The sequence below is a fragment of the Streptomyces sp. WMMC940 genome, assembly GCF_027460265.1.
Taxonomy (GTDB): Bacteria; Actinomycetota; Actinomycetes; order Streptomycetales; family Streptomycetaceae; genus Streptomyces.
In genome coordinates, this window is sequence record NZ_JAPZBC010000001.1 from 2,771,023 (window position 1) to 2,784,914 (window position 13,892).

At 72.6% G+C, this 13,892-nt stretch carries 12 protein-coding genes and 1 pseudogene; 4 read left to right on the forward strand and 9 right to left on the reverse strand.

The window, feature by feature from the left end; translation table 11 throughout:
* Positions 1–182: 182 nt before the first annotated feature.
* Complete coding sequence (locus tag O7595_RS12055) at positions 183–1,331, reverse strand: cystathionine gamma-synthase (protein ID WP_269728720.1); 1,149 nt, start codon at positions 1,329–1,331, stop codon at positions 183–185.
* A gap of 83 nt (positions 1,332–1,414) precedes the next feature.
* Here O7595_RS12055 and O7595_RS12060 point away from each other — a divergent pair, with 83 nt between their 5' ends.
* The 3 genes and pseudogenes from O7595_RS12060 to O7595_RS12070 all read left to right on the forward strand — a co-directional run.
* Positions 1,415–2,521 (forward strand): hypothetical protein, encoded by a 1,107-nt coding sequence (locus O7595_RS12060; RefSeq protein WP_269728721.1) that lies wholly within the window; start codon positions 1,415–1,417, stop codon positions 2,519–2,521.
* A 102-nt stretch (positions 2,522–2,623) separates the two neighbouring features.
* A complete protein-coding gene (gene msrA / locus O7595_RS12065) occupies positions 2,624–3,292 on the forward strand; it encodes a peptide-methionine (S)-S-oxide reductase MsrA (RefSeq protein ID WP_269728722.1) in 669 nt (222 codons plus the stop codon).
* Between the two features lie 75 nt (positions 3,293–3,367).
* Positions 3,368–3,760: pseudogene (locus tag O7595_RS12070) on the forward strand (DUF4291 family protein); the annotation flags it as partial.
* A gap of 270 nt (positions 3,761–4,030) precedes the next feature.
* On the opposite strand, the gene O7595_RS12075 reads toward O7595_RS12070, so the two are convergent.
* From O7595_RS12075 to O7595_RS12090, 4 genes are all read right to left on the reverse strand, one after another.
* Positions 4,031–5,218: a sensor histidine kinase gene (locus O7595_RS12075; protein ID WP_269728723.1), complete on the reverse strand. Its 1,188-nt coding sequence runs from the start codon at positions 5,216–5,218 to the stop codon at positions 4,031–4,033.
* Positions 5,215–5,880, reverse strand: coding sequence for a response regulator (locus tag O7595_RS12080; protein ID WP_269732461.1), 666 nt, complete (start codon positions 5,878–5,880; stop codon positions 5,215–5,217). Before O7595_RS12080 ends, O7595_RS12075 begins: the two co-directional genes overlap by 4 nt.
* A 319-nt stretch (positions 5,881–6,199) precedes the next feature.
* On the reverse strand, positions 6,200–7,459 hold the full coding sequence (locus tag O7595_RS12085) for a L,D-transpeptidase (protein ID WP_269728724.1): 1,260 nt from the start codon (positions 7,457–7,459) through the stop codon (positions 6,200–6,202).
* A 251-nt stretch (positions 7,460–7,710) separates the two neighbouring features.
* Positions 7,711–8,076, reverse strand: a complete 366-nt coding sequence (locus O7595_RS12090) for a hypothetical protein (RefSeq protein WP_269728725.1) — start codon at positions 8,074–8,076, stop codon at positions 7,711–7,713.
* 120 nt (positions 8,077–8,196) lie between these two features.
* Here O7595_RS12090 and O7595_RS12095 point away from each other — a divergent pair, with 120 nt between their 5' ends.
* Positions 8,197–8,604 (forward strand): hypothetical protein, encoded by a 408-nt coding sequence (locus O7595_RS12095; protein ID WP_269728726.1) that lies wholly within the window; start codon positions 8,197–8,199, stop codon positions 8,602–8,604.
* Between the two features lie 252 nt (positions 8,605–8,856).
* Here O7595_RS12095 and hutH read toward each other — a convergent pair whose 3' ends face one another.
* The 4 genes from hutH to O7595_RS12115 all read right to left on the reverse strand — a co-directional run bounded on the left by hutH (position 8,857) and on the right by O7595_RS12115 (position 13,738).
* Positions 8,857–10,413, reverse strand: coding sequence for a histidine ammonia-lyase (gene hutH / locus O7595_RS12100; protein WP_269732462.1), 1,557 nt, complete (start codon positions 10,411–10,413; stop codon positions 8,857–8,859).
* A 134-nt stretch (positions 10,414–10,547) separates the two neighbouring features.
* Positions 10,548–11,681, reverse strand: a complete 1,134-nt coding sequence (locus O7595_RS12105) for a GGDEF domain-containing protein (RefSeq protein ID WP_269728727.1) — start codon at positions 11,679–11,681, stop codon at positions 10,548–10,550.
* Positions 11,682–11,711: 30 nt separating this feature from the next.
* The gene (locus O7595_RS12110) at positions 11,712–12,542 is read right to left on the reverse strand and encodes an enoyl-CoA hydratase/isomerase family protein (RefSeq protein WP_269728728.1); all 831 of its coding nucleotides are present in this window, start codon (positions 12,540–12,542) and stop codon (positions 11,712–11,714) included.
* 44 nt (positions 12,543–12,586) lie between these two features.
* Positions 12,587–13,738 carry an adenylate/guanylate cyclase domain-containing protein gene (locus O7595_RS12115; protein ID WP_269732463.1) on the reverse strand — a complete coding sequence of 384 codons (1,152 nt, stop codon included), beginning with the start codon at positions 13,736–13,738 and terminating at the stop codon, positions 12,587–12,589.
* Between the last annotated feature and the right edge of the window lie 154 nt (positions 13,739–13,892).

Genomic DNA, 13,892 nt, shown 5'->3' on the forward strand with positions numbered 1-13,892 from the left:
ACTCGCCCCGCGGACCGCATCACGCACACCGCATCACGCACACGAGAAGCCGACCGGGCACACGAGTCCTGCCGGGCGCACGAGTCGGAACGTTCACCGCCGACCGTACAGCGGACCGCGCGCCCGGAGGCACGGGGGGCACCCGCCCCCCGAACTCGCCGGCCGGACACGCGGCCCGACCGTCACCGGCCCAGTGCCTGCTGGAGGTCGGCCAGCAGATCGTCCGCCGACTCGATGCCCACCGACAGCCGCACCAGGTCCGCCGGGACCTCCAGCGCGGAGCCGGCGACACTGGCGTGCGTCATCCTGCCCGGGTGCTCGATCAGCGACTCGACACCGCCCAGGGACTCGCCGAGGGTGAACAGCCGGGCACGGTTGCAGACCTCGACGGCCGCCTCCTCGCCACCCCGGACCTGGAAGGAGACCATCCCTCCGAAGTTCCGCATCTGCTTCGCCGCGATCTCGTGCCCCGGATGCTCCTCCAGCCCCGGGTACAGCACCCGCGTCACCTCGGGGTGGCCGCTGAGCATCTCCGCGACCCGCGCCGCGTTCTCGCTGTGGCGGTCCATGCGCACCGCGAGCGTCTTGATGCCCCGCAGCACGATCCACGAGTCGAAGGGCCCGGCCACCGCGCCCATCGCGTTCTGGTGGTACGCCAGTTCCTCGCCGAGACCGGCGTCGGCCGTGACCAGCGCCCCGCCGACCACGTCCGAGTGACCGCCCATGTACTTGGTGAGCGAGTGCACGACCACGTCCGCACCGAGCGCGAGGGGCTGCTGCAGGTACGGACTGGCGAAGGTGTTGTCCACGACGAGCCTCGCCCCGGCCGTGCGGGCGATGTCCGCGACGGCGGCGATGTCGGTGATGCCGAGCAGCGGGTTGGAGGGCGTCTCGACCCAGATCACCTTCGTACGGTCGGTGAGGGCGGCCCGCACCGACTCGGGGTCGGAGGTGTCCGCCACCGAGTACTCCACGCCCCAGCGCCGCACCACCTTGGCGAACAGCCGGAACGTGCCGCCGTAGGCGTCGTTCGGGATCACCACGTGGTCGCCGGGCACCAGCAGCGCGCGCAGCAGGCAGTCCTCGGCGGCGAGCCCGGAGGCGAAGGCGAGGCCACGGTTGCCGCCCTCCAGCGCCGCGAGGTTCTCCTCCAGCGCCGTACGGGTCGGGTTGGCGCTGCGGCTGTACTCGTAACCGCCCCGAAGCCCGCCCACACCGTCCTGCTTGTAGGTGGACACCTGGTAGATCGGCGGGACGACCGCACCGGTCAGCGGGTCGGCGGTGTTGCCCGCGTGGATGGCGAGGGTCTCGAAACTGTGCTGGTCGCTCATGCGACCCGAGCGTAGTCCCCCGTCGGGCCTCCGGGCGCTCCCCGGCCGGTTCCCATCGCTCGGCCGTCCGGGACAATGGCCCCATGGAGATTCTCTGGTTCCTGATCGCGCTGGGCCTGCTGGCCGCGGCGATCGGCCCGTTCGTGATGCGCCGCCGCCACGCCGTACGACAGGTCGCCCCCGGTTCGCCGGACGCCGCCGACCCCGCCGCCTACGGATTCGTGCGCCAGGAGGAACTCGACCTGCGGCTGCCCGGGCCCGACCAGGACCTCCTCGACGTGCTCGACCTGGTGCAGCGCACCCAGGACTGGCGGGCCGCGTCCCAGCTGCTCGCGGGCACCGAGAAGGAGGGCGAGCGGCGCTGGCAGCGGGTGCAGGCGTTCGCGGGCGCCGCGTCGCTGGAGCTCCAGCACCAGCCCGGGACCGGGGGATCGTGGCTGCGCGCCTGGCGCGCGGAGTCGCCGAAGGACGCCGGCGGCGCCGCCGTCCACGCGGAGTTCCTGGTACAGCAGGCCTGGCGTTCCTCCGGCGGGGCCGGCAGCGACGACTTCCGGATCATCCTGGAGGAGGCCCGCTCGGTGTGCGGGGAGGCCGCACTGCTCGCGCCGGGCGACCCCGTCCCGTACATCACCGAGCTGGCCGTGGCCCGGGGGCTCGGCTATTCCCACGAGCAGTTCGACCAGGTGTGGGCCAAGGTGATCGACCGTGCCCCGGCGCACATGGGCGCCCACCTCGCGGCCCTCCACTACTGGTGCGAGAAGTGGCACGGCTCGCGGGAGGAGGCCGACCACTTCGCGACCACCTCGGCCGCCCGCGCGCCCCAGGGCTCGCTGCTGTCCGCCCTGCCGCTGTTCGCCGTGTTCGAGCACCTGCCCGAGGTCAACCTGGTCTCCGGCTTCTACCAGAGCGCGGTCGTCACCAAGGCCGTGGAGGGCGCTCTGCACGCCGCGCACCACGCGTCGGCGAACGACCCGGTCCTCCCCCACGTCCGCCATCTGCTGATCTTCTTCCTGGTCAGGTCCGAGCGCTGGGCCGAGGCCATGCACCAGCTGGTCCACGTCGACGGCCACGTCGGCGCCCTGCCCTGGACCCACGGCAGCGACCCGGCCGGTGAGTACACGGTCTACCGGGCGCTCGCGGTCGCGGGCTACGAGGCGAACGGCGGCAGCCCGGCGACGCTGCCGCACTGAAGGCACGGAACGGCTCGGCGGCCGGCCGCTCCGGGCCACGGGGGAATCCCCCGGGCCCGGAGTGCGTTCTGAGGGGTGCAACCACTCCCGGAGGAGATTCGCATGTTCCTGAACCGCCGCGTCCCTGAGCTGCCCAACCCCGCCCAGGCCCTGCGCGGTCGCGAAACCCCCGAGTTCGACGTCCCCGCCCGCCACACCGTCCTCGGCAACCCGCTCCTGGGCCCCTACCCCGAGGGCCTGGCGGTCGCCGACTTCGGGCTGGGCTGCTTCTGGGGCGCCGAGCGCACGTTCTGGCGGATCGACGGTGTGTGGACCACACTCGTCGGCTACCAGGGCGGCTACACCCCGAACCCGACGTACGAAGAGGTCTGCTCGGGCCTCACCGGCCACACCGAGGCCGTCCGCGTCGTGTACGACCCGTCGGTCGTCTCCTACGAGCAGCTGCTGAAGGTCTTCTGGGAGGCCCACGACCCGACCCAGGGCTTCCGCCAGGGCAACGACGTGGGCACCCAGTACCGCTCGGCGATCCACACCCACACACCGGCCCAGGCCGAGGCCGCGGAGGCCTCCCGCGTCGCGTACCAGAAGGTGCTGACGGGCGCGGGACACGGCACGATCACGACGGAGATCCTGGCCGCGGAGGGCAGGACGTTCTACCCGGCCGAGGGATATCACCAGCAGTACCTCGACAAGAACCCGGCGGGCTACTGCGGTATCGGAGGGACGGGTGTCTCCTGTCCGGTCGGTGTGGCCGGGGCCCCCGGGAAGTGACCTTCCCACTCCCCGATCCCGTACATGCATGAGCGGCTGACCCGCCTCTGGCACGACCGGTGGCGGGTCGGCCCGCAAGAGACCGTGCTTGCCGTCGAGATCACCCGCGAGGGCTTCGAGTGGGCGCTGAGCAACGCGTGCCTGTCGAGTTACGTCCGTGGGCTGCACTCCGACCGCAGCGCCTGGCAAAGCCGGCTGAAGCGGGCACCGGCCCGCGTCCAGTGGGACCCCGAGCGGGATCTGCGCCTGCAGCCGCTGCCGTACCGCTCGCTGCAACTCGGGCTCTCCGGCGAAGCCGTACGACGCTACGCGGACGAGTGGACGGTCTCCGTCAACGACGTGACTCCGCTCGCCCGTGAGATCCACGCGCTCGTCAGCAGCGGCGACCTGGACTCCGCGACCCGACTGCTGCCCCACGAGCGACCGTACCCCGCCGGGGACGAACTGATGGCCGATCCGAGTTCGTGACGGGACGCGTTCGTCCGGGGTACGGCTGCCACCCGTGCCACATGGCACCACCGGCTCGCCGGGGCGGGGGTTTCCTGCCCGGTGAGTACGGGCGGCATCCCTGATCACGTGGTGGCGGAAGTGGAACGTGGCCCCGCGTGATCCGCTGATCATCGTGGTCCGTATCGTGCCGCCGTTCGTCGCACTGCGGCGGACGCACGGCCGGGCACACCACTCGCCGGCAGATCGCGCTCGCCCTGCTCGTCCAGGATGCCGTATGCGTCGCGACCGTCAGACGTGGCCCTGCGCCGGTAGTTCCAGGCGGAGTTCGTAGCCGCCGTCAGCCGTCGGGCCCGAATCGACCGTGCCGCCCAGGAGCTCGGCGCGCTGGCGCAGGCTGACGAGGCCGTAGTGGGCGCTGGGGAGGGGCAGGGCGGGCCGGGTAGGGGCCGTGTTGGTGACCGTCACGCGGACCGCGCCGCCGTCGTGCCGCACACGGACCGTGGCCGTGGCGCCGGGCGCGTGCTTGCGGACGTTGGTCAGGGCCTCCTGGACGGTGCGGTAGACGGCGCGCTGGACGGTCACCGGCAGCCCGTCCGGTCCCGGCGTCCCACCGGCCGGCGGCGGAGCGGCGGCGGCTCCGCCGAGTGCCGGTCCGGCCGGCGGCCGGTGGCCCGAAGGCGGCAGGTCCGTGTGCAGCTCGGCCTGGATGCCGCTGCCGTCCACCAGCCGCTGGAGGTCCGCCATGGACGGCTGGGGGGTGAGTTCGGCAGGACGTCCGCCGGAGGCCCGCAGGACGCTGACCATGTGGCGCAGCTCGTCCAGGGTCTGCACGCTCAGCCGCCGGATCGTGGCCGCCGCGTCCCTGACCTCGGGGTCGCCGGTGCCGACCTGGAGCGCTCCGGCGCGTACGGCGATCAGGCTGACCTGGTGGGAGACCACGTCGTGCATCTCGCGGGCGAGCTGGGCGCGCTCCTTGGCCAGCACTGTCTGGGTGGTCAGCAGCCGCTCGTGGTCCCGCGCCTCGGAGATCTCCGCCAGCCGCAGCGAGAGGTCGCGCCGGGTCTGGACGAGCTGGCCGAGGAAGACGGGCGCGGCAGCCGTGGCCGCGGTGTAGCCGAGGGTGATGAGGGTGGAGGTCTTCGTCAGGTCCAGCTCGGGCGACGGCAGCGAGATCATGTCGCTGACCGTGAAGGCCAGCGCGCAGACGGCGAGCAGGATCCGGCGGCGGGACAGCGAGGCGAGAGTGTAGAGCGCGGCCAGCCCGGCGAAGATCGCGTCGTTCAGGGCGACGGCGGGCAGCGTGACCAGGAAGACCAGTAGCGGCACCCGGCGGCGCAGCGCGAGGGCGAACGCGGCGACCAGGGCGAAGCCCAGGCGCAGCGGCTCGGCGGTGGTGACGTTGACCCAGACGTCGAGCAGTGCCACCCCGACCAGCGCGGCGTCCATCACGGGGGGCGGTACGCGGCGGGAGGTCATGGCGCCTCCTGGTCCCGGGGCGGTCTGAGCAGGCCGGCCCGCTCGGCGAGCAGGGCGGCCTGAACCCGGCCGGCCACTTCGAGTTTGGTGAGGATGGCGCTGACGTGGTCCTTCACCGTGCCGGTGCCCAGGTGCATCCGGGCGGCGATGTCGGCGTTGGAGAGTCCCTCGGCGATCAGCACGAGTACGGCGCGTTCCCGGTCGCTGAGCCGGGCGATGCCGCGTGCGGCGGCCTCCTCGGGGCCCGCGTCGAGATAGCCGTCCACGACGGTCCTGGTGACCTTGGACGACAGGACGGTTCCACCGTCGGCGAGGGTCCGCACCAGGAACGGCAGTCCCTCGGGGTCGGTGTCCTTGAGCAGGAAGCCGGCGGCACCCGCGCGCAGTGCCGTCGCCACGTACTCGTCCATGTCGAAAGTCGTGAGCATGGCGACTACTGGAGGGTGCTGCAGGCGGCGCAGGCCGCCGAGGACGGTGAGGCCGTCCACGTCCGGCATCCGGATGTCCAGCAGTACGACGTCGGGGCGGGACTCCTCGGCGGTCCGGACCGCCTCGGCGCCGGGGACCGCGGCCACGACCTCGATGTCGTCGGCCGCGTCGAGGATGTGCTGGAAGCCCGTGCGGATCAGGGCCTCGTCGTCGACCACCATTACCCGGATCACGCGTGCTCCGCTCGCCATGCCCCGTGGGACCACTGTCCGATTCGTACCATGGCGAGCGGTGAGCCGCGCGGGTGAGCGGGGTGGCGGGCCGTCCGGGCGCCGGTGGCGGACCGCCGTCTCCGGTCCCCGGCCCGGCGACGAGGGCGGCTACGCGTACGACGTGGTGACGTGTACGACCGACCGGCACGCCCGACACGTGCGCGCACGAGCACGACGAAGGCGGTGGCCCCGGTGCGTTCGGGTGCCACCGCCTTCGTGCGGCGGGTTCGGTGGACGAGTGGCTGGTCCCCCGGGGCGGGCCGACGGGCCCGGTGCGGGATCAGACCGCCGAGCCGGCCTTCCAGTCCGCCCAGCTCATGTTCCAGCCGTTGAGGCCGTTGTCGGGCTGGATCGTCTTGTCCTTGGAGTTCTTGACGACCACGACGTCACCGATGATCGAGTTGTCGTAGAACCAGGCCGCGGGCTGCTTCGGGTCGCCGGCGCCCTTGACGTCGTTCAGGCCCACGCAGCCGTGGCTGGTGTTGGCACTGCCGAAGATCGAGTCGGCGCCCCAGTAGTTGCCGTGGATGAACGTGCCGGAGGTGGACAGCCGCATGGCGTGCGGGACGTCCTTGATGTCGTACTCGCCCTTGCCGTCGTCGTCCGTGAAGCCGACGGTGGCCCCGTTCATCCGGGTCTCCTTGAACTTCTCCGAGATGACCATGCGGCCGTTGTAGGTCGGGTTCTCGGGCGAGCCGGCGGAGATCGGGATGGTCTTGACGGTCTTGCCGTCCTGGGTGACCGTCATGGTCTTGGCGGCGGCGTCCACGGTGGAGACCTGGTTGCGGCCGATGGTGAAGGTCACCGTCTTCTGCTGGACGCCGAAGACGCCGTCGGCACCCTCCACACCGTCCAGGTTCAGCTTCAGCGTGACGGTGGAACCCTCCTGCCAGTAGTCGTCCGGGCGGAAGTCCAGCCGCTGGGAGTTGAACCAGTGGCCGACGACCTCCTGGCCGCTGCTGGAGGAGACGGTGATGCCGGACTGAACGGCCTTGCGGTCCGTGATCGCCTTGTTGAAGTTGATCGAGACCGGCATGCCGACGCCCACGGTGGAGCCGTCCTCGGGCGTGAAGTTGCCGATGAAGCTGTTGTCGGGCGAGACCGTGGTGAACGAGGAGTTCTCGTGCGCCTCGCGGCCCTTCCCGTCCTTGGCGGAGGCCGAGATCTTGTAGACGGTGGCGCGCTCCAGCTGCCCGTCGGGCTTCCAGCTCTTGCCGTCGCCGCTGAGCGTGCCCTCGACGGCCTTGCCGTCGCCCGTGGTCATGGTGACCTCGGTGAGCGTGCCCTCGCTGACGGTGACCTTGGCGTCGTTGTTGATGCCGGCGTTGGTCGCGCCGTTCTTGGGCGAGATGACTATTCGGGCGTCCGAGGCGTCCTTGGCGGCCGCCTCGTCCACCTGCTCCTGCGACTTCTTCGCCTCGGCACCGGGGCCGTCGGCATCGGCGCTGCTGCAGCCCGTGAGTACCAGTACGCCGCCGAGCAGGGCGGACACGGTCAGACGTCCGCGCCGCTTGCTGTCCGTCATCACACGCTTCTCCATCGTCACCGATTTACCTGCGATCTCTATCAAGAAGACCCAAAACGTCCCGCCCGGTTCCAGTCCTGGCGGATTTTGTGGGCAACACCACTCATCGACGCGTCCGAGGGCGCGCCGGTTGCGGTCGCGCGCCCTCCCGTTTCGGGTTCCGGCGATCCTTCACGACTTTCCTGTGAACCCGCACGGCGGGGACGGGCCCCGGTTCGCCGCCCGCGGCGACCGGGGCCCGGTCGGTCCGCCCGGCTCCCGTCGCGTCACGGGCGCCCCGCGCGGTCCGCCCCGTCGTCCTGCCCGTCCTCGTCCGTCTCCCCGTCTTCCTCGTCGATATCCCAGTCGTCGGCGTCGGGGTCGTAATCGATCTGCTCACAGCTCCACGACGCCTGGGCGAGTTCCACGCCGGGAACGTCGCCGATCAGGTCGAACGGGTCGACGAGGTACGCCAGGGCCTCCGCGGAGTCTTCGCTCACGGACGAGGAGGAGTGCGCGCGCTCCTCGTCCGGCATGAGTTCGTCCGTCTCGATACGGTCGAGGGCCGCCCCGGCGAGCTCTTCCGGTTCGGCAACCTCCAGCACCAATTCGACGTGTAGCCGCACATAGCGTGATGTCTCAGAAGTGGTCATACGACGGAGACTAGAGCGCGGGGCCTCCCGACTTTCCTGCGACCCGCTGCTTTCATTAGCATCGCCGGAGCATCGCCTCACGCGGTCAATTGGCCGCTGTCACAAGGGGGATCGTTTCCCGTGCCCGTCGCTCGTCGTCCGCTGCTGACCGCCACCGCGGCCGGTTCCCTGCTCTGTGCGCTGTGGTTCGTACCCTCGGCGAACGCCACGGCGGACGGTGAGCAGCGGCAGCCCGACCGGTCCCGGTCCGGCCATTCCGCTTCCGCCGTCGTCGACGGCACCCGGGACTCGGACCCGGCGGGCGGCGCGCCGGCCGTGCCCGACGCCGGGGACGCCGGGGACACCCCCGCCCCGGGCGGCGTCCCGGCGGGCGCCGAGGGCCCGCAGGGGGGCGCGCAGGGCCTGTCGCTGGCGGACACCGGAAGCGTGGACACGACGCCGTATCTCGTGGGGGGCACGCTCTTCCTCGGGGTCGGTGCCGGGTTCGTGAGCCATGCCGCACGCAGGAGCGCCGGCCGGCTGGACTGACCTGCCGCGGGCGGCCCGGAGCGGGGCGGTCCACGCCCGCCTCGGCCCCTCGGACCTGCCGGAAGGGCCTCCCCGCACGGGGAGGCCCTTCCGGCAGGGACGGGCGGGGACTGCGGTGGCAACGGGCGCCGCCCGCTGACGGCGGGCCGTCGAGGGAGACGACGGGCGGCTGCGGAAGCCCTACGAGCGCCGAGGCAGGCCCACGGCGCGGCCACGCACGGCCACGGGAGCCGATGCGGCACCCGCCCTTCGCTAGGCCAGTGGACCGGTCACCGACTCCACGGCCCCGATCAGCCGCCCGTCCCGGACGAACGCCTCTGCGGCTGCCAGGTCCGGGGCGAGGAAACGATCCGGCCCGGGGCCGTCCACGCCCGCCGCACGCAGGGCCGCGATGGCCGCCTGGGTCGCGGGGGCGGGAGTGAGCCCGCGACGCAGTTCGATCGCCCGGGTCGCCGCGTACAGCTCGACGGCGATGATCCGGGCCAGGTTGTCGACGGCCGTGCGCAGCTTGCGCGCGGCCGACCAGCCCATGGAGACGTGGTCCTCCTGCATCGCGGAGGAGGGGATCGAGTCGGCGGAGGCCGGGACGGCGAGCCGCTTCATCTCGCTGACGAGGGCCGCCTGTGTGTACTGGGCGATCATCAGGCCCGAGTCCACGCCCGCGTCGTCGGCGAGGAAGGGCGGCAGGCCGTGCGAACGGTTCTTGTCGAGCAGCCGGTCGGTGCGGCGCTCGGCGATGGAGCCGAGATCTGCGGCGGCGACGGCGAGGAAGTCGAGCACGTACGCGACGGGCGCGCCGTGGAAGTTGCCGTTGGACTCGACCCTGCCTGCCCCGGAGCCTCCGCCGGGCAGCACCACCGGATTGTCGATGGCGGCGGCGAGTTCGCGGTCGGCGACCAGGGCTGCGTGGGCGATGGTGTCCCGCCCGGCACCGGCGACCTGCGGTGCGCAGCGCACCGAGTAGGCGTCCTGGACCCGAGGGGCCTCTTCCTCCTGGAAGTGGCCGGTCAGTTCGGAGCCCTTGAGCACGGCGCTCATGTTGGCGGCCGCGGCGGCCTGGCCCGGGTGGGGGCGGATGGCGTGCAGCTCGGGCGCGAGGACCTTGTCCGTGCCGAGCAGGCCCTCCAGCGTGAGGGCGGCGGTGATGTCGGCTGAGGTGTAGAGCCTGCGCAGGTCGGCGAGAGCCATGATCAGCATGCCGAGCATGCCGTCGGTGCCGTTGAGGAGGGCGAGGCCCTCCTTCTCGTGCAGTTCGACGGGCTCGATGCCGTGGGCGCTGAGGAGTTCACCGGCGGGGCCGACGGTGCCGTCGGGGCCTTCCGCGTCGCCCTCGCCCATCAGCGTCAGCGCACAGTGCGACAGCGGCGCGAGGTCTCCGGAGCAGCCGAGGGAGCCGTACTCGTGCACGACCGGCGTGATCCCTGCGTTCAGGACGTCCACCATGGTCTGTGCGACCTCGGGGCGTACGCCGGTGTGCCCGGAGGCCACGGTCTTCAGCCGCAGGAACATCAGGGCGCGGACGACCTCGCGCTCGACGTGCGGGCCCATGCCGGCGGCGTGCGAGCGGACGATGTTGCGCTGCAGCTGGGTGCGCAGGTCGTGACCGATGTGCCGGGTCGCCAGGGCGCCGAACCCGGTCGAGACCCCGTACACCGGCTCGGGCTTCGCGGCCAGGGCGTCCACGATCGCGCGCGCGGCGGCGAGCGCGGAGAGCGCGTCGTAGGAGAGCTCGATCCTGGCGTTGCCGCGGGCCACGGCGATGACGTCTTCGGCGGTGGTCCCGGACGTCCCCACCACGACAGTGTGCATATCCATATTCAGCACCCTACGGATTGAATCTCTCTCTGTCACGGGGTGGGCGGCCCCACCGGCCCCGGCGGGAACGACCGCCCGGCACGCGCAGCACGGAAGCACCCAGCGACGGCGCGCGCCACGGCCGCGACTCAGTGGGGGGCGTCCCGGAAGCGGCGGCGGTCCTGCGGCGACGACGGCGGGGTGTCCGCCAGCGGGAGCACCGCGTCGTCCCGGCCCGCGACCACCGGCCCCGTCGCCCGGGCGGCCTTCGCACGGTACTGCGCGGCGTCCGCGAGCCGGAACAACCGGCGGGCGGAGCGGACCGCGCCGATCGGGTCGCCGGTGGACGCGACGCCGCACGCGACCCCCTCCCCCAGTTTCAACTCACCGGCCCGCTCGCAGAGTTCCTCGGCGACCTTCACGACGTCGTCGGCGGACGGGCCCGCCGCGAGCAGACAGAACTCGTCGCCGCCGAGCCGGGCGGCCAACGCCCCCGGCAGCATCGCACCGCACAGCGAGAGCACCGAGCCGAAGCGCTCCAGCAGCCGGTCGCCCGCCGCGTGGCCGTGGGTGTCGTTGACCCGCTTGAGGCCGTTGAGGTCGCACACCACCAGCGAGACCACCGAGCCGTCCACCCGGTGCCGCTCCAGCAGCTCGTCCAACCGGACGTCGACGGCCCGCCGGTTCGCGAGCCCGGTCAGCGGATCGGTGAACGCCAGCCTGCGGACCTCCTCCAGCCGTTCCTGCTGAGCGATCCCGGCCGCCACGACCTGGGCGAGCACGGTCGCGAAGTCCGCGTCGTCCCGGTCGAACACGGCCTCTCCCGCGGGACGGGCGACGTACAGCTCGCCCCAGGCCCGGCCGTGCAGCACGATCGGCGCGACGACACAGCAGCCGCGCCCGCGCTGCCTCAGCGCGTCGACCCGCTGGTGGCTGTAGCCGTGCTCGCCCTCCGCCGCGCCGTCCGCCGTCTCCACCCAGGCGCGCGGGGCACCGCCCCCGGCCCACTGCTCGTGCAGGAACTCGGTGATCTCCGGGAAGCGGTGGACCGGATAGGTCTCGCCGTCCGGGAACTCCTCCTCGTCCGGGGCGCGGGCTCCCGCGTTCACGAGAACCTTCAGCCGCCCCCGGTCCCGCTCCCAGACGGAGAGCGCGGCGAAGCTCCCCCTCAGCGCGTCGCACGCGGCCGCCGCCGCGCCACGCCACAGCTCCCGCGGTGTGCGTGCGGCCGCCATCGCCTGCGCCAGCGCCACGACGGCTCGCAGCCGGACATCCTCACCCATTACCCCAGCTTAGGGATTTTCGTATGGGTTTCACTCGCCGGGCCACTCCGGCTTCCGCTTCTCGTTGAAGGCCGCGACACCCTCGGCCCGGTCGCCGGAGAACGCCACCGAACGCCATGCCGCGTCCTCGACGTCGAGCCCCGCCCGCAGGTCGAGCCCGTGGCCGAGACGCAGCGCCCGCTTCGCGGCCCGCAGGCCGACCGGGGAGTTGGCGGCCATCCGCGCCGCCAGGGCGAGGGCGGCGGGACGGGCGTCGTCGGAGAGCTCGTCGACCAGGCCCAACTCCCGGGCCTCGGACGCCTCCACGCGCCGCGCGGTGAACACCAGCTCGGCCGCCCGCGCCGCCCCGACGCGCCGCGGCAGCAACTGCGTACCGCCGCCGCCGGGGATCACACCGACGGACACCTCGGGCAGGCCGACGACGGCCGTCGCGTCGGCCACGATCACATCGCAGGAGAGTGCCAGTTCGAACCCGCCGCCCAGCGCGAACCCGTGCACCGCGGCGATCGTGGGCATCGGCAGTTCCAGCACTCCGGTGTACGCGGCACGGGCGGTCGGGCGCTGCCGGACCAACTCGGCGTCCGTGAAGGAGTTGCGCTCCTTGAGGTCGGCACCGACGCAGAAGGCCCGGTCGTTCGACGAGGTCACGACGGTCACCCGGACCGACCGGTCCGCCGCGAGCGCGTCACAGGCCGCGGCGATGGAGCCGGCCATCTCCGTGGAGACCGCGTTCATGGCCTTGGGCCGGTCGAGCACCAGCTCGGCGACGTGCCCGCCCTCGTGGCGGCGCACGGCGACGAACTCCCCGAAGCGCTGCTCGGACACGCTTTCGGACCCGACCTCGGAGCTGACCTCGGACATGATCGACGACCTCCCGGTTAACGATGGTTCACCGGCAGGAGATCCTAGGCCGGGCGCCGCGTCAACAGCCAGGGCTCCACCACGCCGAGCCCGCGCACCGGCCGCTGCCACATGGGCTGCAGCGCGAAGCGGTACGACGGGGGCTCCTCGCCCTCCTTCTCGGCGGCGGCCGCCGCCTCCGCGGCCTCCGCCTCCGACACGGGCGCGTCGCCGGTGCGCGCCAGCTCCTCCGCGAACGCCCCGTCCACCAGGACGGCGTCCTTCGGCGCTATCGAGGTCAGCCGGCTCGCCAGGTTCACCGTCGTACCGAACACGTCGCCCATCCGGGTCGTGACCGTCCCGAAGGAGATGCCGACCCTCAGCGCCGGCATGGTCTCGTCGTGCGACAGCGTCTCGATCAGCCGCATCGCGATCTCCGCGGCCGTCCCCGCGTCGTCCCCGGCGAAGAGCACCTCGTCCCCGAGAGTCTTGATCAGTCGGCCGCCGTGCGCGGCGACCAGGTCGGCACAGGTCGTCTCGAAGGCCTCGACCAGCTCGCCCAGCTCCTCCTCCTCCAGGCGGCGGGTGAGCCGGGTGAAGCCGACGAGGTCCGCGAAGCCGACCGCGAGCCGCCGGTCGACCATCTCCTCGTCGTCCGCGGCCTGCACGACCCGGCCGGTGGCGGCGGCCAGCTGGCGGCGCCACACATAGACGAGGAACTCCTCCAGCTCCGGCAGCAGCAGCTCGACCAGGGGATAGGTGACCTCGGTGCGGGTCATCCCAGGCTCGGGCGGTTCGGTGAGGCCCTCGAGGAAGGAGTCGATCTGCCACTCCGCGAGCCGGGCCGTGGTCTGGCCGGTGGACCGTGCCACCTGGACCGCCATCGGCTCGCTCAGCAGCCCGGCCTCGACCAAACCGGCCAGTCGGCGCAGCGCGAGCACATCGGCCTCGGTCAGGGCCTTGGCCTGGCCGATGTCCGCGAATCCCATGGCCCGCCAGAAGCGGGACGCCAGGTCCATGGAGACCCCGGCGGTCCTGGCGGCCTGAAAGGGGGTGTAGCGGCGGTCCGCGCCCAGGATCAGCTGTTCCAGCCGGATGGCCAGCGGATCCTTGGTCGGCTCGGCCGTGTGGTCCACCTCGTGGTGCGGCGTCGGGTGGACGTCCGACGTCTGCCTCCGGCCGGAGCCGCCCCCGGAGGAGTCCGCCCCGGCGGACACGCCCCCGCCGGAGGGCTCCGTCCCCGGCGCGCTCCCGCCCGGGGACTCCGCGCCGGAGGCGCTGTCGTCGACGGTCACCGGCCGCCTCCTGCCCGTTCCCTGCGCACTGCCCTGCCGATCTGTCGTGCGTGCCGGTCCGCGTACGGCCGCGGGA